This window comes from Fictibacillus nanhaiensis (assembly GCF_036213205.1).
Taxonomy (GTDB): Bacteria; Bacillota; Bacilli; order Bacillales; family Fictibacillaceae; genus Fictibacillus; species Fictibacillus nanhaiensis_E.
The window spans coordinates 1-19,894 of the sequence record NZ_JARMFC010000003.1 but is presented as its reverse complement, the minus strand read 5'-3'; the positions used below and the strand labels follow the sequence as shown (position 1 = coordinate 19,894).

The 19,894-nt window shown below is 39.8% G+C and carries 24 protein-coding genes and 12 tRNA genes; 34 read left to right on the top strand and 2 right to left on the bottom strand.

Going from position 1 to position 19,894, the window contains the following annotated elements; genetic code table 11:
• The first annotated feature begins 33 nt into the window (after window positions 1-33).
• The 7 genes from P4V41_RS03850 (at window position 34) to P4V41_RS03820 (ending at window position 5,409) form a co-directional block, all read left to right on the top strand.
• On the top strand, window positions 34-1,236 hold the full coding sequence (locus tag P4V41_RS03850) for a D-alanyl-D-alanine carboxypeptidase family protein (RefSeq protein ID WP_328083496.1): 1,203 nt from the start codon (window positions 34-36) through the stop codon (window positions 1,234-1,236).
• A 145-nt stretch (window positions 1,237-1,381) separates the two neighbouring features.
• A complete protein-coding gene (locus P4V41_RS03845) occupies window positions 1,382-2,485 on the top strand; it encodes an HD-GYP domain-containing protein (protein WP_328083495.1) in 1,104 nt (367 codons plus the stop codon).
• Window positions 2,486-2,537: 52 nt separating this feature from the next.
• Entirely contained in the window at window positions 2,538-3,020 is a 483-nt protein-coding gene (locus P4V41_RS03840) for a DinB family protein (RefSeq protein ID WP_328083494.1), read from the top strand.
• Window positions 3,021-3,284: 264 nt separating this feature from the next.
• A complete protein-coding gene (locus P4V41_RS03835) occupies window positions 3,285-3,590 on the top strand; it encodes an antibiotic biosynthesis monooxygenase (protein ID WP_328083493.1) in 306 nt (101 codons plus the stop codon).
• Window positions 3,587-3,967, top strand: a complete 381-nt coding sequence (locus P4V41_RS03830; protein WP_328083492.1) for a hypothetical protein — start codon at window positions 3,587-3,589, stop codon at window positions 3,965-3,967. Before P4V41_RS03835 ends, P4V41_RS03830 begins: the two co-directional genes overlap by 4 nt.
• A 21-nt stretch (window positions 3,968-3,988) precedes the next feature.
• On the top strand, window positions 3,989-4,642 hold the full coding sequence (locus P4V41_RS03825) for a cobalamin B12-binding domain-containing protein (protein WP_328083491.1): 654 nt from the start codon (window positions 3,989-3,991) through the stop codon (window positions 4,640-4,642).
• Entirely contained in the window at window positions 4,639-5,409 is a 771-nt protein-coding gene (locus tag P4V41_RS03820) for a Stressosome protein rsbRB (RefSeq protein ID WP_328083490.1), read from the top strand. Before P4V41_RS03825 ends, P4V41_RS03820 begins: the two co-directional genes overlap by 4 nt.
• 16 nt (window positions 5,410-5,425) lie before the next feature.
• Here P4V41_RS03820 and P4V41_RS03815 read toward each other — a convergent pair whose 3' ends face one another.
• Window positions 5,426-6,031 carry a rhomboid family intramembrane serine protease gene (locus P4V41_RS03815; RefSeq protein ID WP_328083489.1) on the bottom strand — a complete coding sequence of 202 codons (606 nt, stop codon included), beginning with the start codon at window positions 6,029-6,031 and terminating at the stop codon, window positions 5,426-5,428.
• Window positions 6,032-6,144: 113 nt separating this feature from the next.
• On the opposite strand from P4V41_RS03815, the gene acpS reads away from it, so the two are divergent.
• The 14 genes from acpS (at window position 6,145) to P4V41_RS03745 (ending at window position 17,715) form a co-directional block, all read left to right on the top strand.
• Complete coding sequence (acpS, locus tag P4V41_RS03810; RefSeq protein ID WP_328083488.1) at window positions 6,145-6,504, top strand: holo-ACP synthase; 360 nt, start codon at window positions 6,145-6,147, stop codon at window positions 6,502-6,504.
• Window positions 6,505-6,630: 126 nt separating this feature from the next.
• On the top strand, window positions 6,631-7,638 hold the full coding sequence (locus P4V41_RS03805) for an outer membrane lipoprotein carrier protein LolA (protein ID WP_328083487.1): 1,008 nt from the start codon (window positions 6,631-6,633) through the stop codon (window positions 7,636-7,638).
• 288 nt (window positions 7,639-7,926) lie between these two features.
• The gene (gene alr, locus P4V41_RS03800; RefSeq protein WP_328083486.1) at window positions 7,927-9,099 is read left to right on the top strand and encodes an alanine racemase; all 1,173 of its coding nucleotides are present in this window, start codon (window positions 7,927-7,929) and stop codon (window positions 9,097-9,099) included.
• 141 nt (window positions 9,100-9,240) lie between these two features.
• Window positions 9,241-9,522 (top strand): CopG family ribbon-helix-helix protein, encoded by a 282-nt coding sequence (locus P4V41_RS03795; RefSeq protein ID WP_066390801.1) that lies wholly within the window; start codon window positions 9,241-9,243, stop codon window positions 9,520-9,522.
• 3 nt (window positions 9,523-9,525) lie between these two features.
• The gene (locus tag P4V41_RS03790) at window positions 9,526-9,876 is read left to right on the top strand and encodes a type II toxin-antitoxin system PemK/MazF family toxin (RefSeq protein ID WP_066239453.1); all 351 of its coding nucleotides are present in this window, start codon (window positions 9,526-9,528) and stop codon (window positions 9,874-9,876) included.
• A gap of 392 nt (window positions 9,877-10,268) precedes the next feature.
• Window positions 10,269-11,087 (top strand): STAS domain-containing protein, encoded by an 819-nt coding sequence (locus tag P4V41_RS03785; RefSeq protein WP_328083485.1) that lies wholly within the window; start codon window positions 10,269-10,271, stop codon window positions 11,085-11,087.
• Window positions 11,088-11,103: 16 nt separating this feature from the next.
• Window positions 11,104-11,460, top strand: coding sequence for an STAS domain-containing protein (locus P4V41_RS03780; RefSeq protein WP_066239455.1), 357 nt, complete (start codon window positions 11,104-11,106; stop codon window positions 11,458-11,460).
• A gap of 2 nt (window positions 11,461-11,462) precedes the next feature.
• Window positions 11,463-11,864 carry an anti-sigma regulatory factor gene (locus tag P4V41_RS03775; protein ID WP_066285716.1) on the top strand — a complete coding sequence of 134 codons (402 nt, stop codon included), beginning with the start codon at window positions 11,463-11,465 and terminating at the stop codon, window positions 11,862-11,864.
• Between the two features lie 11 nt (window positions 11,865-11,875).
• Entirely contained in the window at window positions 11,876-12,883 is a 1,008-nt protein-coding gene (locus P4V41_RS03770; RefSeq protein ID WP_328083484.1) for a PP2C family protein-serine/threonine phosphatase, read from the top strand.
• Between the two features lie 63 nt (window positions 12,884-12,946).
• Window positions 12,947-13,279, top strand: a complete 333-nt coding sequence (locus tag P4V41_RS03765) for an STAS domain-containing protein (RefSeq protein ID WP_328083483.1) — start codon at window positions 12,947-12,949, stop codon at window positions 13,277-13,279.
• On the top strand, window positions 13,276-13,761 hold the full coding sequence (rsbW, locus tag P4V41_RS03760) for an anti-sigma B factor RsbW (protein WP_328083482.1): 486 nt from the start codon (window positions 13,276-13,278) through the stop codon (window positions 13,759-13,761). The genes P4V41_RS03765 and rsbW overlap by 4 nt, the downstream gene beginning before the upstream one ends.
• Complete coding sequence (gene sigB / locus P4V41_RS03755) at window positions 13,727-14,518, top strand: RNA polymerase sigma factor SigB (RefSeq protein ID WP_328083481.1); 792 nt, start codon at window positions 13,727-13,729, stop codon at window positions 14,516-14,518. The genes rsbW and sigB overlap by 35 nt, the downstream gene beginning before the upstream one ends.
• Window positions 14,515-15,126 carry a SpoIIE family protein phosphatase gene (locus tag P4V41_RS03750; protein ID WP_328083480.1) on the top strand — a complete coding sequence of 204 codons (612 nt, stop codon included), beginning with the start codon at window positions 14,515-14,517 and terminating at the stop codon, window positions 15,124-15,126. Before sigB ends, P4V41_RS03750 begins: the two co-directional genes overlap by 4 nt.
• Before the next feature lie 459 nt (window positions 15,127-15,585).
• On the top strand, window positions 15,586-17,715 hold the full coding sequence (locus P4V41_RS03745; protein ID WP_328083519.1) for a Tex family protein: 2,130 nt from the start codon (window positions 15,586-15,588) through the stop codon (window positions 17,713-17,715).
• Between the two features lie 36 nt (window positions 17,716-17,751).
• On the opposite strand, the gene cmpA is transcribed toward P4V41_RS03745, so the two are convergent.
• Entirely contained in the window at window positions 17,752-17,874 is a 123-nt protein-coding gene (gene cmpA, locus P4V41_RS03740; RefSeq protein WP_137792088.1) for a cortex morphogenetic protein CmpA, read from the bottom strand.
• A 96-nt stretch (window positions 17,875-17,970) separates the two neighbouring features.
• On the opposite strand from cmpA, the gene P4V41_RS03735 reads away from it, so the two are divergent.
• The 13 genes from P4V41_RS03735 to P4V41_RS03675 all read left to right on the top strand — a co-directional run bounded on the left by P4V41_RS03735 (window position 17,971) and on the right by P4V41_RS03675 (window position 19,772).
• On the top strand, window positions 17,971-18,429 hold the full coding sequence (locus tag P4V41_RS03735; RefSeq protein WP_328083479.1) for a SprT family protein: 459 nt from the start codon (window positions 17,971-17,973) through the stop codon (window positions 18,427-18,429).
• A gap of 176 nt (window positions 18,430-18,605) precedes the next feature.
• A tRNA-Asn gene (locus tag P4V41_RS03730) sits at window positions 18,606-18,680 on the top strand.
• Window positions 18,681-18,683: 3 nt separating this feature from the next.
• Window positions 18,684-18,774 (top strand) — tRNA-Ser (locus tag P4V41_RS03725).
• A 3-nt stretch (window positions 18,775-18,777) separates the two neighbouring features.
• Window positions 18,778-18,852, top strand: a tRNA-Glu gene (locus tag P4V41_RS03720).
• Between the two features lie 34 nt (window positions 18,853-18,886).
• Window positions 18,887-18,962 (top strand) — tRNA-Asp (locus tag P4V41_RS03715).
• Between the two features lie 15 nt (window positions 18,963-18,977).
• Window positions 18,978-19,052: transfer RNA gene (locus P4V41_RS03710), tRNA-Gln, on the top strand.
• Between the two features lie 43 nt (window positions 19,053-19,095).
• Window positions 19,096-19,171 (top strand) — tRNA-Lys (locus P4V41_RS03705).
• 15 nt (window positions 19,172-19,186) lie between these two features.
• Window positions 19,187-19,270 (top strand) — tRNA-Leu (locus tag P4V41_RS03700).
• Between the two features lie 51 nt (window positions 19,271-19,321).
• Window positions 19,322-19,407 (top strand) — tRNA-Leu (locus tag P4V41_RS03695).
• 35 nt (window positions 19,408-19,442) lie between these two features.
• A tRNA-Arg gene (locus P4V41_RS03690) sits at window positions 19,443-19,519 on the top strand.
• 7 nt (window positions 19,520-19,526) lie between these two features.
• Window positions 19,527-19,603 (top strand) — tRNA-Pro (locus tag P4V41_RS03685).
• Between the two features lie 7 nt (window positions 19,604-19,610).
• Window positions 19,611-19,684, top strand: a tRNA-Gly gene (locus tag P4V41_RS03680).
• Window positions 19,685-19,695: 11 nt separating this feature from the next.
• A tRNA-Ile gene (locus P4V41_RS03675) sits at window positions 19,696-19,772 on the top strand.
• Window positions 19,773-19,894: the final 122 nt, after the last annotated feature.

Here is a 19,894-nt window from a genome sequence, read left to right as displayed (position 1 = left end):
TGAAGATTAAATGACTAACGGGAGCGGAAATAAATGAAAAAACTTAGCCTAATTCTTGTTTTTTCACTAGTTATGCTTGTAAATACGCAGTTTGTACAAGCTACGGGGGAAAATACACCAGAACTTAAAAGCGAAAGCGCCGTAATGATTGATGCGAAAACGGGGGATATTTTATACCAAAAAAATAGCTCAGAACAAATGTATCCAGCAAGTATTACGAAGATCATTACAGGAATTCTGGCTATAGAATCAGGCAAGTTGAATGATTCTGTTGTTGTCAGCAGTGACGCTGTGAGAGCTGAGGGGACACGTGTCTATTTGATGGAAGGTGAGCAAGTACCGTTGAAAAAGCTTGTTCAAGGCCTTTTAATCAACTCCGGTAACGATGCAGCTGTTGCGATTGCAGAATATTTGGCAGGGGATGTTGATTCGTTCGCTGACCAAATGAACGCGTTCGCGAAAAAGGTGGGGGCAGAGAACACTCATTTTGTGAATCCGAACGGACTTTTTGATGAAGAACATTATACAACTGCCGAAGATATGGCTAAAATTACTCAATATGCGATGAAGAATGAAGAATTCCGTGAGATTGTATCAACAAAAGAATTGCCGTGGGTAGGAGAAGGCTGGGAGACAACGTTAAGAAATCACCATCAGCTTTTGTGGGATTATCCGGGAACGATTGGTGTAAAGAACGGATATGTTGATGAATCCAAACACACTTTAGTTACAGCTGTTTCACGTGATAACCTGGATGTGATCATCGTTACACTTAAAGCACCTACGAGTCGAGCGGCCTATTGGGATACGATGGCGCTTGGTGATTACGGATTTGCAAACTTCGAACGAAAAACACTGACTGCTGGTACAGAGATCGAAGCGTTAAACGGAAAGTCTTATCCGCTAAAAGAAGACCTGGCTGTTACCTTACCAAAAGGAGAGGAACCGGTTCAGGATGTAAGTTCAGATGGAGAGCTACAACTAAAAGACGCGAGTGGGAATGTTCTACTCACTCACACCCTTTTTAAAGAGAAGGAAAAAGAAGCTACGGCGACGATCGATAACAAATCAGTAGAACAAGTAGATTCTACGTTTATGCAATCTGTTGTGAAAACGGGAATATTTTTATACAGTGGTTTATTGTTATTGCTCGCATTTTTAGTGATTTTAAGAATGCGAAATCAAAAACACAAACATAAAAAAATGAGACAAGTTGCTCGCAGTTACGTGAAATAAAACCGTCATTTTGGCGGTTTTTTTGTTTGCAAAAAATAGAATGAAAATGCAAACATGTTTTAAATACTAACAAACTATAGGATAAAAAAGTTTTATAGTATATAATTACATTAAATTACAAAATTCGACAATTGGAGTTTCTTTCATGATACGTAATATTAAGCTAGCTCAGCTATTTATTGTAGGGAGTGCCTTCATTCAGGCTCTCCATCATTTTTTTATAGAACCAATGGAAAGCTTCTTCCCGTTTCTTTTCTTATTTCTGATCGGATTTCTCCCAGCATGGGGAGTCAATTCTTTACAAGAAAACTATACAAAATTAGCCTTTGTTTTGTGCAGTATATACATCGTTTCGATTTCCTACTTTTTTGTTACATACCCAATCGTGCAGGCTGCATACTTCTTTCTGCCTGTATCTGCTCTTCTTTTAAATGATAAGAGGCTATATTATGTTTCAAGTATAGGTGGCTTGGCATCCTATCTGTTGTTATCGAACGAACCACTTAAAGACTATCTAGCGTTCTTCTCGATCTATGTGATTTTTTGTTCACTTTTGTTCATGGCTCAACGAATCGTTTATCAGTCCGTTGCAGAAAAAGAAGCGATCCAGCAAGGTGTAAAGGCATTCTCGTTAGCTGTTGAAGCCAAAGACGTTTATACACAAGGGCATTCAAAGAGAGTAGCGCTTTATGCCATGATTCTTGCCAAACATGGTCAATTCAAAAATGTAGAATGTGAAGAGCTTGAATTGACAGCTCTCATTCATGATATCGGAAAGATTTCTACACCTGATGCAGTGCTGTTAAAGAACGGAAAATTAACTCAAGAAGAGTACGAAATTATGAAAAAGCATCCTGTTGACGGGATGATTCTAGCAAAGTCTTTCGGCTATTCGGACCGTGTCTTAACAGGGATTCTTCATCACCATGAAAGATACGATGGTCTAGGCTATCCGCAACGTTTAAAAGGAAAGGATATACCGATCTATTCTCGTATCTTAGCCGTTGCCGATTCTTTTGACGCGATGACGAGTAACCGTGCTTATCGCCAAGGTATGACACCATGGGAAGCAAAGAAAGAGATCGAGAATCAATCAAGTAAAATGTATGATCCATTTATCGTGGAAGTGTTTATGCGTGCTTATTACGATATGCTTTTAATCTGTGAGAACCACTCTGAGAATATTTTGATGAGTAACTCCGTGCAAAATGAGATTGCCTCTGGATTATACGGAGGAAAAGACGCTTGAGACGAAGAAAATAATACAAGTGATTATTATACATAGCAGGAGGAAAAAAGATATGAATGCAACGGCTTCCTTAACAGAGACGTTACTTGAAGAATTGTATGTTGTGGTTCGAACAACCAGTCAATTATTAAAAAAAGCAGATCCTTCTGTTTACGATTTTCGTCCCGTTGAAAACATGCGTACTTTTTTAGAACTAGCTAATCATTTGGTTCAGATTCCTCATATCGATCTAGCGATTTTACAAGAAAAATCAGAGCAAGAAATTCGTCAGCTGGAAAAAAAGTTATCGGCAGAAAATGTTACAGAACTAACTCATGTATTAGAAGAAGGCTATCACTTAACGAAGTCTTATTTCCTATCTCTGTCCGAAGAAGATTTCCTAAAGAAAGAAACGAAGGCATTTTATGCTGAGAAGGGTGCTACTCAGGCAAAATGGCTAGTAGAAATTGTTACGCATAGCTACCATCACCGTGGGCAGTTGTTTACTTATTTAAAACAGACCAATCACGATGTGAATATGTTTGATCTTTACTAAAAAAAAAATTAAAGGATAGAACAAACTCAAAATCGAGGGGGTTCTATCCTTTTTTCTATGTGTAAAAGTTCCTTGATTAATTTTTTTCTCTTGCTGTATTTTCACTTAAATTCGACTTCTATGTTTGTTTCCTGTAATATGAGTGGTTCAATTTAAAAGATGCTGTTAGCGGATTTAGCTAGCAGGAAAAATATAGTCTTTATTGAATCTTTTAATAAGATAAACATTTTGTGTCGTTTAAATACATCCAAGAGGTGATGTTTCATGTATACCGTCTTTTCCACGTTTGATGTTCCAAACGAAAAAGCAGAGGAAGTTATAAATATTTATAAGAATCGTTCTAGATCAGTAGATAACGCCGATGGGTTTGTTGACTTTCTGTTGCTTCAGAACGACAAGCGCGCAGGTGAACTGACCGTTCAACTTATATTTACTTCTAAAGAAGCTTATTTAAATTGGGTAAGAAGTGACGAGTTTAAAAAGATACATGATTTAGAAAAGAAGTATCCTGACCAAGAATTAGCAGCTGTCATACCAACTGTGAAGCAATATAAGGTGGTTGCCAAATGACGGAATTTAACATAGATGTTATGGTAGAAAGAGTAACAGAAAAAATTTACCAAAAAGATCCCACTCTTGTCGAACGATATGGTGACAAGGGTAGAGCAAAATGCATAGAAGATAACCAACATCATTTTAAACACTTAGAGACGGCATATGAACTCAATAATGGTGCGTTCTTTATCGACTATGCGATCTGGTTGGACGGTATACTACAAAAGTTTGGGATGAGTACCGAACTACTGATGGATAATTTTGATTTTATTATAGAAGTTCTGTTAGAAGAGCAGAAAAAAGAAGAGAGAGAAAATACACGCGTTAGTGTTTATGTAGAATATTTACAACAAGCAATTGCTGTTTTACAGACTAAAGTTGCATCACACTAGAACAAAGGAGAGGTCCCATCCATGGCTATTTCAGCAGCTGAAAAACTGGCGCGTTTGTTTTTAGAAGGTAATCATGCTGAGGCATTACGTTTTATAAAACAGCAGCCAGATCAAAATCGAATGGTTTTGTTTAGAGACCTGTTTACTCCTGCAATGTATATGATTGGAGACCTCTGGGAAAATAATGAAATTTCAGTCGCTGATGAACATCTAGCAACGGGAGTTTGTGACTTTGTACTCTCCAGGCTGTTTCAAGTATCATCAGATGAAACAACACGTAATAAAAAGAAAGCCATGTTTTTGTGTTTGCAGGGTGAACAGCATTACCTAGGAATTAAGATGATCAATAGCATATTTGAAGAAAAAGGCTGGGAAACAAAATATTATGGAGCAAGTCTACCATTAGAATATGCACTGAAATCTGCACTGCAATGGAAGCCTGAGGTTATCGGCTTATCCGTTTCCATCGTTTATAATCTACCGGTGCTTAAAAACTATGTTCGCGCATTAGCAGCTCTTCCAAATAAGCCTGACATCTTAGTAGGGGGAAGACTTACAGAAAAATACGACCTTGAACCATACGTGAATAATCAAGGAATTATTATAAGAAATCTCCAACAAGTAGAAAAATGGCTGGATGAATATACCGAAGAGAGGATCAACGCCTACAAATGAGTAGTGTCCTACCCGTACCATACGTAAAGATAGACAAGCATGGAGTGATTCTCGACAGATCCTCAAAAGCTATTGAATTGTTAGATTTGCAGGCTGAAACAATTCGGGATTGTTTTGATGAAGAAAGTCATAACAAGTTAATGAAGTATATGTTGCCTTTTAAGGGAGAAAAGACATTCGAAGCCAATTTAAAAGCAAGAAATCAGCCATTCTTGCTGTGTGATATCTCCATTAGTTGGGAAGGCGAATACGCGCATATTGTTTTTATTCCAATCGGCAAACACGTCCAAGGGCTTGAGGAAAAGCTATTAGAACTTAGACTTCGGTTATCTTCTACAGATTTTGAGTTGTTTGAAAAGAAAGAAGCCTTAGAAGAAGCGATGAAACGTCTTGATGAACTGTCCGGACCGTTCATACCGATCTCTGAGAAAATGGCGTTTGTTCCGCTATTTGGTGATGTGAATGAGAGCAAGATGATCACTGTTACAGGAAATGCTTTGAAAGCCGCGTACGAAGGTCAATTTGAAGAAATTTTCTTTGATCTATCAGCCACAGGAGAAATTGATGAGGGTGGCGTTCAAAAATTAAGTGAGCTTTTCCGCATGCTTCAGTACATGAATGGGAAACCAGTGAAAATTATTGGTGTAAAGCCAAAGCATGCAAGACAGCTTAACGCATTTGATGTGGATTGGCCGGTTTATTTTGAAACTTCATTAAAAGATGTATTAATCGAGCATCTTCAAATAGGAAAAGCACCTCAAGCGTGATGAGGTGCTTTTTGTGTTACCACCTATTTTTCTTACGATGAAGTGAAGCAAAAATGATCGGAGCTAGTGCTGCCCCACCAATCAATCCGAATAGGTGACCCATCACGTTGATTCGTGCATTCATAAACGTGGTCACTAAGCTAATACCTAGGACAACGAGAAGAATCTGTGTGTTTGCTTGGTCAATGTATTGACGGTGGTTATAAAGCATGTAAACATAAATGCCGAACAAACCGAAAATAGCTCCGGATGCACCGATATGAGCGTATGAAAGTGGAAGCAGTAATAACGTAGCAATATTTGCGATCAAGCCAGCACCTACATACCCAATAATAAACCGGGCTTTTCCAAGGATTCCTTCGAGTGCAGGACCAAACAAGACAAGTGAGAACGAGTTGAAGATCAGATGACCTGCAGCTTCGTGTGTAACAATAGGGGTAAATAAACGCCAATATTCTCCAGCTGTAATGTAATAGTTAGAACCAACCATAAAATGATACAAAGAGGTAGAAAAAGGGGTAAAATTAATAAGAAGAAACACGATAATATGTGCAGCTACTAAAAAAGTAACAATAGGATAGCGCCTGATAAAGGTCTGAAAGCTTTCATCTCTTATAAACATGGAAATAGTATCACCCTTTTTATTTAAAGTTTAGAACATACTCATTTCTTCCTTAAGTTTACCATGTGACGGTAGATAGGGCGAAAGATATAGCTGCAAAGGAGCTTTTATTAATGATTGTAGGAACAGGCATCGATATGATCGAGCTAAAACGAATCAAAAAGGTGGTTTACCATCAGCCTCGTTTTCCAGAGCGGGTGTTAACTCCGTTTGAACAAAAGAGGTTTCATTCTTTAGACGGCAACAGAAGATTTGAATACCTTGCAGGACGTTTTGCTGCAAAAGAAGCAATGGCTAAAGCGCTCGGTGTTGGAATTGGTGCTGAACTTTCGTGGCAGGACATGGAAATTAAATCAGATGAAAAAGGCAAGCCATTCCTTACTTCCCCTTATCCATATTTATGTCATCTCTCTATTTCTCATACGAAGGAATACGCGATCGCACAAGTGGTTTTAGAAAGCTCGTCAAGCTAGTTTGCATAATGTCCAGGGTTGTCTCATATATTGTAATGCGGTAGAAGGGGTAGTCCTTTGCAAGATGCAGAGAGTTGGTCCCCCTTCAATGTCGAAATTACTTTGGGACAAAGGGGATGGCAAAAAATGAAGAAAACACTGTCAATGATGTTGACGGCGTTCATGTTCGTATTGCTTCTGTCGGCATGTGGTGCACAAAGCCAGAACGATGTTTTGGATTCCTTAGAGGAAAGAATGGAATCCATGACGGGCTACAAAGCGGAAGCCAAGATGACATTGAGCACAGGAGAGAAACCACTAACTTACGATTTAGAGATTTGGCATAAGAAGCCTGATTTTTACCGAGTGAGTTTAAAGAATGCTGAAAAAGATCAAAGTCAGATGATACTGCGTAACAAAGATGGAGTTTTCGTTCTTACGCCTGCTCTGAATAAAAGTTTCCGATTCCAAAGCGACTGGCCAGAGAACAACAGCCAAGTCTATTTGTTCCAATCACTCATTTCGGATATTTTAAATGATACAGATCGAGGGTTTAAATCAAAAGAGAAAAGCTATGTTTTCCATACTAAAACAAATTATCAAAACAAAAATCTATATCAGCAAGAGATTACATTAAATAAAGATCTAGATCCACAACAAGTACGAATTATGGATCAAGACCAAAAAGAGCTTGTTAGACTGGATTTCTCAAAAGTTAAGTTCAACGCGAAATTTGATAAGAACTCTTTTGATATGGAGTCGAACATGAGCAGTGCTCAATTTGAAGTACCTACGTTTTCTGGTGCTGGAGAAGAGTTTGAGGTGCTGTATCCGACTTATACAGCGAACTTAAATATCGTTAACGAAAGAGAAGTCGCTCAAGGTGAAGATGATTCCAAAGTGGTATTAAACTATGCTGATGAAGATAAATCTTTTACTCTAATGCAACAGAAAAACACAGCTGTTGAAACAGCTTCCCGCCTAACGATGTCAAGTGGAGAACCGGTTGATCTAGGCTTTACAGTAGGTGCTATGACAGATCAATCGATCACATGGAACTTTAACGGAGTGGATTACTTGCTTGTCTCTAATAACCTCGGTCAAGAAGAGTTGATGGCGATTGCCCGTTCTGTGAACGGTAAGGCGATTAAATAATATCTACATTATATATACTGATAGGAAACAGGCTGGCGATGATGCTAGCCTGTTTTTATTTGAGTGTAAGGTATTAGAGGTTAGAGATAGTGTTTAAATTGTCGAGGATTGTAGACTCGTGGATAAAGTGGCAAAACTTTTGGATTAAGAACAAAAACTCGTGGATAAACACTCAAAACTTTTGGATTGCACATACATATTTGTGGATTGAAGCGTTAGGATGCTTACATAAATCACGCTAAGAGGGTAAAATAGAAGGCAGCAATCTAAACCAGGGAGGTAAACATCATGGATAAACATCATTATTATCGAGACACGTGGGCGGAAATTGACTTAGGCAAGATCAGTCAAAATGTAAAATCATTTAAGAAACATCTCCCTGATCAAAAGATTATGGCTGTCGTAAAAGCAAATGGTTATGGCCACGGAGCATTTCAAATTGCAGAAGAAGCCTTGAAGTCAGGAGCAGAGTGGCTTGCTGTAGCGATGCTTGATGAAGGATTAGCTTTACGTAAGCAAGGAATTTCTGCACCGATTTTAGTTATGAATCGGGTAAATCCCGAATATGCTAATCTTGCGGCAGAAAATGAATTAAGCCTAACCGTATTTCAAAAAGAATGGCTCAATGATGCAGAACCACATGTTAAAGACACAAATCATCGTGTAAAAGTCCATCTAAAGATCGATACTGGTATGGGGCGAGTAGGGTTTAGAGAAGAAAGTGAGTTGCAAAAAGCAGCGCACTTCATTAAATGTTCATCTGCGTTTGAAGCAGAAGGTGTATTTACCCATTTTGCAACTGCAGACGAATGGGAATCAGAACTTTTTGAGAAACAAAGAAAGAGTTTTATTAAATATATAGACTTGCTCAAATCATGGGGGATGAAACCAGCTCTCATTCACAGTGCTAACAGCGCTGCGGCTATAAGACAAGTGGAAGGGCCTTTCAATCTTGTTCGACTTGGTATCAGTATGTACGGATTGGCGCCATCGAACGAATTAAAACAGAACTTGCCTTTTTCGCTAGAAGAAGCCTTCAGCCTTCATTCTAGGCTCATTCATGTTAAAAAACTTATGCCTGGGGATACTGTAAGCTATGGAGCTACTTATACAGCTACAGAAGAGGAGTGGGTAGGGACTCTTCCAATCGGCTATGCGGACGGTTGGCAAAGACGGTTTTCCCCTGGAGCTTCGGTGCTCATAAGGGGAGAAAGGATGCCGATCATCGGCAGAATCTGTATGGACCAATGCATGGTGAGACTTCCAAAGAGATTAGATGTTGGAGAAGTTGCCACTTTAATAGGAAGTCAGCAGGATAAAAGAATTGAAATGGATGAGATCGCGAGTATTGCAAATACGATAAATTATGAAATTCCGTGCCTCATTTCTGCTCGAGTGCCGAGAGTTTATACAAAAAAAGGTCGAATTTTAGAAAATATGAATGTAATTCTAAATTTTTAGCAGAATATTAGAAGGACTATTGAAAATTTTGTAGAATAAATACTTTGAAATCGCTTTGCAAATGGATAATTGAAGTGATAAGATTAAATGTGGTTAAAAGGAATTTGATCGTAGTATAGCTTTGCGCTGGAGGTGTATGTTGTGTCCGAATTGAACACAAAACGAATAGTGATTAGTCTTCCTCAGAAATTACTAAGTGAGGTAGATCGCGTCATAAAAAAAGAGAATTTGGACCGCAGCGAATTCATCCATCAAGCTACTGAGATGTTTCTTCGTGAGCGGAAGAATAAGCGTCAGTTTCGTGATGAGATGAAACAAGGTTACATGGAAATGGCTAAGATCAATCTAACGATTGCTTCAGAAGCATTTATGTTAGAGGAGGAAGCCGATCATACCTTGGACCGCTTAGTTAGCGGGGTGTAGTCCTTGATAGTCAAACGCGGAGACGTTTACTTTGCAGATCTTTCACCGGTAGTTGGATCGGAACAAGGCGGAATTCGTCCTGTACTGATCATACAAAATGATATCGGGAACCGTTTTAGCCCTACTGTTATCGTAGCAGCAATCACAGCTCAAATTCAGAAAGCTAAACTTCCAACACACGTTGAAATAGATTCGAAAAAATACGGCTTTGAACGGGATTCAGTTATTTTGCTTGAACAGATCAGGACGATTGACAAGCAAAGATTAACAGATAAAATAACACAACTGGATGAAGACATGATGCGCAGGGTAGACGACGCATTGCAGATCAGTACTGGTCTGGTTGATTTTTAACTTTATAACATCATTTAGGAAACTGTCTGACGGGGATGTCTGGCGGTTTTTTATTTTTTTGTAAAGGATCGTTGGAACGCCAGGTACAATTTTCCTATTACGTTGAAAGAATTCTTTAGGTGTTAAGAGCTGTATCAGGTTTTTATGGAGAGAAAAGAAGTTTTAAGTTTTAAGGTTCATATTACTCATTACACGACTCAGCAAGTAATGAACCCCATTTAATAAGAAGAAGTGTACGAATACTATTTAAATATTTTTGTAAAAAAATACATGTTTAGCTTTTAGGAACTTGGGTTATATAACCAAAGCTAGTAAAAGAGTAAACATTGCACAATATATTCAGAAGTGAAATAATAGAATGAAGACTACATGTAGTGGGGGTGCAAGAAAAATTGGACAACTTGATTGTACAGATGATCAATGAAAATCAAGAAACCCTAAAAGATAATTGGCTTACAGAAGTTAAGATTTTTAAAGAAAAAGAACTCGTTGGAACAACTTTAAAGTTTAGTGAGGAAACGGACCAACAGTTTTTTGCTATGTTAATTAAGCACATAAATTTTCACGATATTTCTAAAGACGGAACACTTGACGATTTTTTTGATCAAGTTCTTCATACAGGCTTACCATTAAGTTATTTAACACAAGGACTACAAGCGGCACGCCGTGTCATTTTAAACCTTTTAGTGGAAACGGAAAACGACAAAGGGAAAGTAGCGGCTGTTTATCGTGAGATCGATCGCTGGTTAGACCCAATCTTAAATCGAGTAGTTGAAAACTCCTCACAGATTTGGGAGAGAACGGTTTCTGTTCAAAAGACGGCATTATTAGAACTATCTGCACCATTGATTCCAGTTTTCAAAAATATTAGTGTTATGCCTCTTATCGGATCAATTGATACAGAGCGCGCGAAGCTGATTATGGAAAACCTTTTGAACGGAGTGATTAAATATCGTTCAGAAGTAGTACTCATTGATATCACGGGTGTACCGGTCGTTGATACGATGGTAGCTCATCATATTATTCAAGCAGCAGATGCCGTGCGTTTATTAGGATCTACCTGTATTTTAGTAGGAATACGTCCTGAAATTGCACAAACAATTGTAAGCTTAGGAATTGATCTAAGTCTGTTTCCTACAAAAAGCACACTTCAAAAGGGTATGGAAAACGCTCTTGAAATTACAAACCAGCAGTTAGTTAGCAATAAATAGGGAGTGAGAGTAAAAAATGAGAATTCCTATTTTAAAATTGCACGAATATTTATTGATCACCATTCAAGTTGAAATGGATGATCAGACAGCTCTTCAATTTCAAGAAGACTTGCTAAATAAAATTCACGATACAGGTGCGAAAGGAGTTGTTATTGACCTAACGTCAGTAGACATGATCGACTCCTTTATTGCAAAAGTTCTTGGAGATGTAGTGAGAATGTCAAAATTAATGGGAGCTCAAGTTGTATTAACAGGAATACAACCAGCAGTTGCTATTACTTTAATTGACCTTGGAATTTCAATGAGGGAAGTTTCGACAGCACTTGACTTAGAACAGGGGCTTGATAAATTGCGTCTGGAACTGGAGGGATGACAATGGACATCCAATCCTGTGTGGAAGTACGCAACGAGTGGGACATCGTAAGTGCCCGTCAACTCGGAAGAAACATGGCTAAAGAGCTAGGTTTCGGAAACGTTGATCAAGCAAGAATAACAACAGCGATATCTGAACTCGCCCGAAATATTTATTTATACGCAGGACGAGGAAAGATTTGCATTGAACCTATTGATCAATTAGGAAGAAAAGGACTACGAATCGTAGCCTTAGATAATGGCCCTGGAATTCGAGAAATCCGAAAAGTCATGGAAGATGGATATACCACTTCTGGCGGATTAGGTGCTGGATTACCAGGCGTGAAGCGTTTAATGGATGAGTTCTCAATCGAATCCACGGTTGATGTGGGAACGGAGATATCAGCTACTAAATGGCTTCGTTAGGAGGAGAGCTCTTGACCGCAAAAGACGCACTAACGGAACGTTATCAAGATTTATTATCAGTCTATCTTAAAGTTAAAACAGAGACGACCCTCTATAAAGGGCAACAATTCAGCAGAAAGTTATTAGAACAGCAAATCTCACCAGAAGATCTCGTCAGCTTACACATCCAAGTGATGGATCAGCTGTTTCCGGATATGTCTGAAGAAATGAGAGATTCTTTTGACTTTCTGCTCGAAGCGATGATCGGCTACGGATTTGCTTATCGTGAGCATCAAAGTTTACGTGATAAGCAACAACAGCTTGAATCAGAGATTGAGGTTGCCGCAAGTATGCAGCAAACGTTACTGGTCAGTGATGTCCCGGGATTTGACCAGTTGGACATAGGAGTTGTCAGTGTTCCTGCAAAAAAAATGAACGGTGACTATTATAATTTTGTTAAGAGCGGCAACAGTTTAAGTGTCGCCGTAGCAGATATCATTGGTAAAGGCATACCTGCTGCACTGTGTATGTCTATGATTAAATATGCGATGGACAGTTTGCCAGAAGAACAGATGAAGCCTCATCTGCTTTTAGAAAACTTAAATCGTGTAGTTGAACAAAACGTTCATAGCAATATGTTTATCACTATGTTTCACGGGGTGTATGAACCAGAAAGTCATAAATTCCACTATGCAGGTGCAGGTCATGAACCTGGCTTTTTCTATAATGCGAAGGAAGACGAGTTTCATGACTTGATTGCAAAAGGTCTTGTTCTTGGTGTATCCAGAACAACCACCTACCATCCTTACGAAAAGTTGATAGAAGTGGGAGATATGATTATCCTTCTCTCAGACGGAGTGACCGAGTGCAGAACGAGCAAAGGATTCATTGAAAGAGAAGAAGTTGTTTCTCTTATTCGTAAAAATATGGATCTGCCCTCTCAAAAGATTGTTGAGAATGTATTTCAGGAGCTTGATCGTCTTCAAGGCTTTGAGCTCAGAGATGATTTTACTTTAATTATTTTAAAACGACTGGTTTAAGCGGTATTTGATTAGGGTAAAGGTACCTTATATGGTTCCATACAAAGCTTGGGGGGAAATAAAATGAACTTGCAAATAAATCAAGATCAAATAAATGAAACATACGAGTTAAAACTTACAGGAGAAGTTGATGCTTACACGGCTCCTAAGTTAAAAGAAGTGATGCTTCCTTTAACAGATAAAGAAGGAAACATCGTAATAGTAGATCTTTCTGGAATTGAATATATGGATAGCACGGGGCTAGGTATTTTCGTGGGAGCTTTAAAATCTTCCAAAGCAAACAATAGCTCCTTAAAATTAAGAGGCATGACAGAACGCGTGAAACGAATCTTTGAAATTACTGGATTAACGGAAGTAATGGATATTGAGAGTGGAGTAAAGGGGGAGGCGCTATGAGAACAGCGTCCGACTATATTGAAATGAAGGTCCCTGCAAAACCGGATTATGTAGGTGTCGTCAGGCTAACGATTTCAGGCCTGGCTAACCGCATGGGTTTTGCTTTTGACGAAATTGAGGATATCAAGATTGCCGTATCAGAAGCAGTAACTAACGTTGTTAACCATGCCTATACCGATACTGAAGAAAAAGGCCAAGTACGTATTGGCTGTAATATATATGACGATCGCATGGAAATTACGGTTGTCGATCAAGGAAAAAGCTTTGACGTCGAATCTATCTCAAAAAATCTTGGCCCTGTAGATGGTAAATCAGTTGATCAACTGCATGAGGGAGGTTTAGGCCTCTTTCTGATAGACACACTAATGGACAAGGTAGAAATAAGCAGTGAAGCCGGTGTCGTTGTAATGATGACTAAGTATCTTCACAGAGATGAGGTGGAGGAACATGTCGACAGAATCTCACCAGCGCCTTCACAGTAAAGAACAAGTCTATGCTTGGATTGACGAGCTGCAGCAAGATCCTAAGAATGAAGAAATTCAAACGAGCCTTGTATTGCAGTATCAAGACTTAGTTCATTCACTTGCTCGAAAGTTCTCTAAAGGAAAAAGCATTCATGACGATTTGGTACAAGTCGGTATGATTGGACTGCTTGCTGCTTTTAGAAGATACGACAAAACATTTGGAAGATCATTTGAATCTTTCGCTGTTCCAACAATCGTAGGGGAGATCAAACGCTTTATTCGGGATAAAACATGGAGTGTTCACGTGCCTCGACGAATTAAGGAGCTTGGTCCAAGAATCAAAAAAGCCGTGGAAGAACTAACTACTCGTTTACAAAGATCTCCAAAGATTTTTGAAATTGCAGAGTACCTAGAAGTTTCTGAGGAAGAAGTTCTAGAGACGATGGAGATGGGTAAAAGCTATCAGGCGCTTTCTGTGGATAGTTCTATTGAAGCCGATCAAGAAGGAAGTACAGTCACATTACTTGATCTAGTCGGTTCTAACGATATTGGTTTTGATCAGATTGATAAAAGAATGCTCTTAGAAAAAGCCTTTGCCGTACTTTCTGAACGTGAACGTGAAATTCTTCAATGTACTTATTTTGAGAATCTAAGCCAAAAAGAAACAGGAGAACGTTTAGATATCTCTCAAATGCATGTTTCCCGACTTCAACGACGAGCACTTGAAAAACTTAAAGAAGCTTTGCGAGTATCACCTTCGGAGGCTCTTAAATGATCGAACACTTTCAGTTTAGCAGGGCATCTGTTTCCTCTTACCAGAAACCAAAAATGGGAAATGATCTTTGCGGAGATAGTTTTTATGTGAAAGAAACGGAAGATTATTTGATTTGTGCAGTAGTGGATGGTTTAGGAAGCGGTAAGATGGCTAAAGAAGCTTCTGGAACCGCTACTGATATTATCGATCAAAATCATCATGAACCTGTCGAGCGTTTAATGCAACTCTGTAATGAGGGACTAAAAAATACTCGCGGGGCAGTAATTGCTATTGTTAAAGTCGATTATCATAATCATACTGCTACTTATTCAGGAGTCGGCAACATCCGTTTTATGATCTCTGCTGAAAGACAAAGAGCCATTCATCCTATGCCTAAGGTTGGTTTTCTTGCAGGAAAGCCCGAAAAATTTAAAGTACAAGACTTTAAGTTTGTTAAAGAGTTAACACTGATGCTTTATTCAGATGGTATGGACATTCATACGCAGAGTCGTTCGTTATTAACGAAAATGATATCACCAAAAGAGTCAGTCCTCTATATTAGTGGATTACCTCAAGACATCAATGACGATGCAACATGTCTCGTCGGACAAATAAATTTGATTTCGTAAAACATCACCTTCATCAGTTTGTAGGGTGGTGTTTTTTGTTTTAGATGGATTTTCACTAGAGTATTGCATGGATTTAACTCTTCTATGCAGGTTGATTGAAGTGGAAGATGCGAGACTCCTACGGGACGAGCGGTAAATTCGAAAAGTGGAAGTGGCTCGTCCAGCCCCGACCAGCAAAAGTTAAATGGGCTAGGAAGGCGCACTTTGCCTTCTTGAACGTTTAACTTTTGACCTCGAGGGGCTAGCCACCGCATCTAGACAGGTTGAGACTCCTAATGGCGCAAAGCGGCAGGAGGCTCACCGTTCGCCCCGTGGAAAGCGAGCATCTGAAACGTAAATCAACTACTCACTTGAGTGTAATTTTTACGCCACCACTTCCTTAGTTTATAATAGTACTAATTGATTGAAAAAGGAGTGTTCTTATTGGGACAACCTATTAGTGAACAAGCGTTGAAAACAATGGAAACAGAATTGAACGTAAAAGGAAAACAAATCAACCAAGTTATTGCTCTTTTAGAAGAAGGAAATACGGTCCCGTTTATCGCGCGTTATCGAAAAGAATTAACGGGTGGTTTAGATGAAGTACAGATCAAAGACATTATGGACCGATGGACATATCTGCAAAACTTAGCTTCACGTAAAGAAGAGATCCTTCGTTTAATAGAAGAACAAGGAAAACTGACTGAAGAATTAACAGCAGCAATTGCAAAAGCCCAAAAGCTTCAAGATCTGGAAGATATCTATCGTCCATATAAACAAAAGAGAAGAACAAAGGCGACTGTAGCAAAAGAAAAAGGTCTTGAACCGTTAGCTGCCTGGTTGTTAGAGCAAAGAAATGATGACCCACTAACTGAAGCCGCGGCATACATAAATGAAGAAAAAGAAGTGCATTCTGCTGAAGATGCACTGACTGGTGCTAAAGATATCATCGCTGAAATGCTGTCTGACGATGCGGATATGCGAAAATGGATTCGGGAAGACACGTTTTCAAAGGGCGAGATCAAAACAGATGGTAAGAACACGGAATTGGATGAGAAGAGAGTGTTCGAAATGTACTACGAATATCAAGAACCCATCCGTAAGATTGTTCCCCATCGTGTTTTGGCCGCTAATCGTGGGGAGAAAGAAAATATTTTAAGAGTAGGTATCGCTGCTCCTTCCGAACTGATCGTTTCAAAGATGGAGAGAAAAGTAGTGAAACGCTCGAGCTCACCAGCTGTACCTTTTATTATAGAAGCGATTGAAGATGCGTATAAACGATTGATTGCACCTTCCATCGAACGAGAAATTCGCGCGGCTCTAACCGAACAAGCGGAAGAGCGTGCGATTCATATTTTCTCTGAAAATGTAAGAAGTCTTCTATTACAAGCACCTCTAAAAGGAAAAGTTGTTCTAGGTGTTGACCCCGCTTACCGAACGGGTTGCAAACTAGGTGTAGTAGATGAAACCGGGAAAGTGCTTCATATCCAGACGATCTATCCAACACCACCACGATCAGAGGTAGAAAAATCGGCAGCGGTTGTGAAGAAACTAATCGATCAATATGATATCGAGATCGCTGCGATCGGAAACGGTACGGCATCACGCGAAACAGAACAGTTTATCGCAGAGACGTTAAAGGACTTAGAGAGATCGGTAGCATATGTGATCGTTAACGAAGCGGGAGCGAGTGTATATTCCGCATCCACGGTCGCTCGAGAGGAATTCCCTGACCTTCAAGTTGAGGAAAGAAGTGCGGTATCCATTGCCCGAAGACTTCAAGATCCGTTAGCGGAGCTTGTAAAAATCGATCCGAAGTCTATTGGTGTCGGTCAGTATCAGCATGATGTTTCTCAAAAAAGACTAGGTGAAGAAATTTCCTTTGTTGTTGAAACCGCGGTTAACCAAGTTGGTGTTAATGTAAATACGGCGTCATCATCTCTTCTACAATACGTATCAGGGTTGTCCAAAACCGTTGCGCAAAATATTATCGTCAAACGAAACGAGGTAGGGAAGTTCAAAAACCGAACAGAACTTAAGAAAATTCCTCGTCTTGGTGCAAAAACGTATGAGCAATGTATTGGATTCTTACGTGTAGTTGACGGTGATCAACCACTTGATCAAACGGGTATACACCCAGAGAGCTATCCGGCAACAAAAGCTCTATTAAAAGAACTTGGATTCAAACCTGCTGATATTGGCTCAGATGCTCTTGCAGAAAAGTTAAAATCACTTTCACTTGAAGCGACATCTGAAAAATTAGATATTGGCGTTCCTACTTTAAAAGACATAATTGAAGGACTTATGAAACCGGGACGAGATCCACGTGATGCTTTCTCAGGGCCAGTCCTCAAAACAGATGTTCTTAAGATGGAGGACTTGTCACAAGGAATGGAGCTACAAGGGACCGTTCGAAACGTTGTAGATTTTGGCGCTTTTGTAGATATAGGCGTCAAACAGGATGGGCTTGTTCATATTTCTAAACTTACTGATCGGTTTGTGAAAAATCCGATGGACGTAGTAAGTGTAGGGCAAGTCGTAACGGTGTGGGTAGACTCTGTAGATGTAGCGAAACAGAGAATTGCTCTAACGATGATTGCACCTAAATAAAGCTATCAATTAAAGATGAAGCACTTCTCCAGCGAATTACTCTTCACTGGAGGAGTGTTTTTTGTTATAAAAGAACCAGCATTGATTAAGTAAGCGGATTTGGTAACGGTCTTTTTGATAATAAGCACGGCGGAGCTGTCTTTTAAACCATGTTGGCATATAGAGAACCTCCTTGAACTTCCCAATCCGTTATTTGTGTATTAGTCTATGTATAGGAGCTTGTTAACGTGAACTTGAAATGTAAGGAGCTTGACCATGACGAATGAAGAATTGCAGAAGTTAACGGAAGAAATCTCGATTCAGTTCTTCGATAAAACGTTTAGCCACCAAGCGAGATTCAATAGAAGGCTGCGAACAACAGGTGGACGTTATCTATTACGATCACATGATATTGAAATGAACCCTCATCTTTACGAGGCGTTTGGTATAGAAGAATTAATTGGAGTTATTAAACATGAGCTTGTGCACTATCATATGCATATCGAGGGTAAAGGTTATAAACACGGTGACGATGACTTCAAATTTTGGCTTCATAAAGTAGGTGGATCTCGGTTCTGTCAATCCATCCCGGAAAAACGAAGAACAGAGAGTTATAAATACGCCTATGTGTGCACAAACTGTATGCAGCCTTATAAAAGAAAGAGGCAAATTGATACGAAAAGATATGTGTGCGGAAAGTGCAGAGGGAAATTAAAACAGGTTTCTTTAAAATAGGGTGTTGACTTCGAATATAGGTATGTGGTAATTTAATAAAGTCGCTGTTAGACATACCTATTACATAGCTTTTAAAAGCAGGTATCGTAAAGCGAATGCGGATCAGAAAAAACTTATAAAACTAGTTGACATCTGAGACGAAAACGATTATGATATTAATTGTCCTTAAAAGACATTCCACAGTAGCTCAGTGGTAGAGCTATCGGCTGTTAACCGATCGGTCGTAGGTTCGAGTCCTACCTGTGGAGCCATACAGAGAAGTACCCAAGTGGCTCAAGGGGCGCCCCTGCTAAGGGTGTAGATCGCTAACGCGGTGCGAGGGTTCGAATCCCTTCTTCTCTGCCATGTGGCCCGTTGGTCAAGCGGTTAAGACACCGCCCTTTCACGGCGGTAACACGGGTTCGAATCCCGTACGGGTCACCATTTACTTTTATTCAAGTAATACCTATAGATTGATGGACTCGTGGTGTAGTGGTTAACATGCCTGCCTGTCACGCAGGAGATCGCCGGTTCGACCCCGGTCGGGTCCGCCATTATTTCTAAGGTGTTGGGCTATAGCCAAGCGGTAAGGCATCGCACTTTGACTGCGACATGCGTTGGTTCGAATCCAGCTAGCCCAGCCATTTTTTCTTTTTAAGATAAGTGTTTAAAAGACACTTCGAGTGAGAGCCATTAGCTCAGTTGGTAGAGCATCTGACTTTTAATCAGAGGGTCGAAGGTTCGAATCCTTCATGGCTCACCATTTTCAAATTAATATGCGGGTGTGGCGGAATTGGCAGACGCGCTAGACTTAGGATCTAGTGTCTTTGACGTGGGGGTTCGAGTCCCTTCACCCGCACCATATTAATTTTCTCAGTAAGTTGCAGTGCTCATGCGCTGGCATCCTAGCCGCGCGGTCGTGGCGGAATGGCAGACGCGCTAGCTTGAGGGGCTAGTGGGGGTATCCCCGTGGAGGTTCGAGTCCTCTCGACCGCACCAACTTTTACTTATAACATAGAATACATTTAAAATACGCGCCCTTAGCTCAGCTGGATAGAGTGTTTGACTACGAATCAAAAGGTCGGGAGTTCGAATCTCTCAGGGCGCGCCATGTTTTACGGGAAGTGGCTCAGCTTGGTAGAGCACCTGGTTTGGGACCAGGGGGTCGCAGGTTCAAATCCTGTCTTCCCGACCATACTTATGCGGGTGTAGTTTAGTGGTAAAACAAGAGCCTTCCAAGCTCTGGTCGTGAGTTCGATTCTCATCACCCGCTCCATTATTTTTTAGGGGCCTATAGCTCAGCTGGTTAGAGCGCACGCCTGATAAGCGTGAGGTCGATGGTTCGAGTCCATTTAGGCCCACCATATGATCGTAAAAATGATCAAAAAAGAATTTTAAAAAAGTGCTTGACTTTATAACTTCCATTCGGTAAGATAATAAAGCTGTCTCGGAAAAAGACAAGCCAAACAGTTCTTTGAAAACTGAA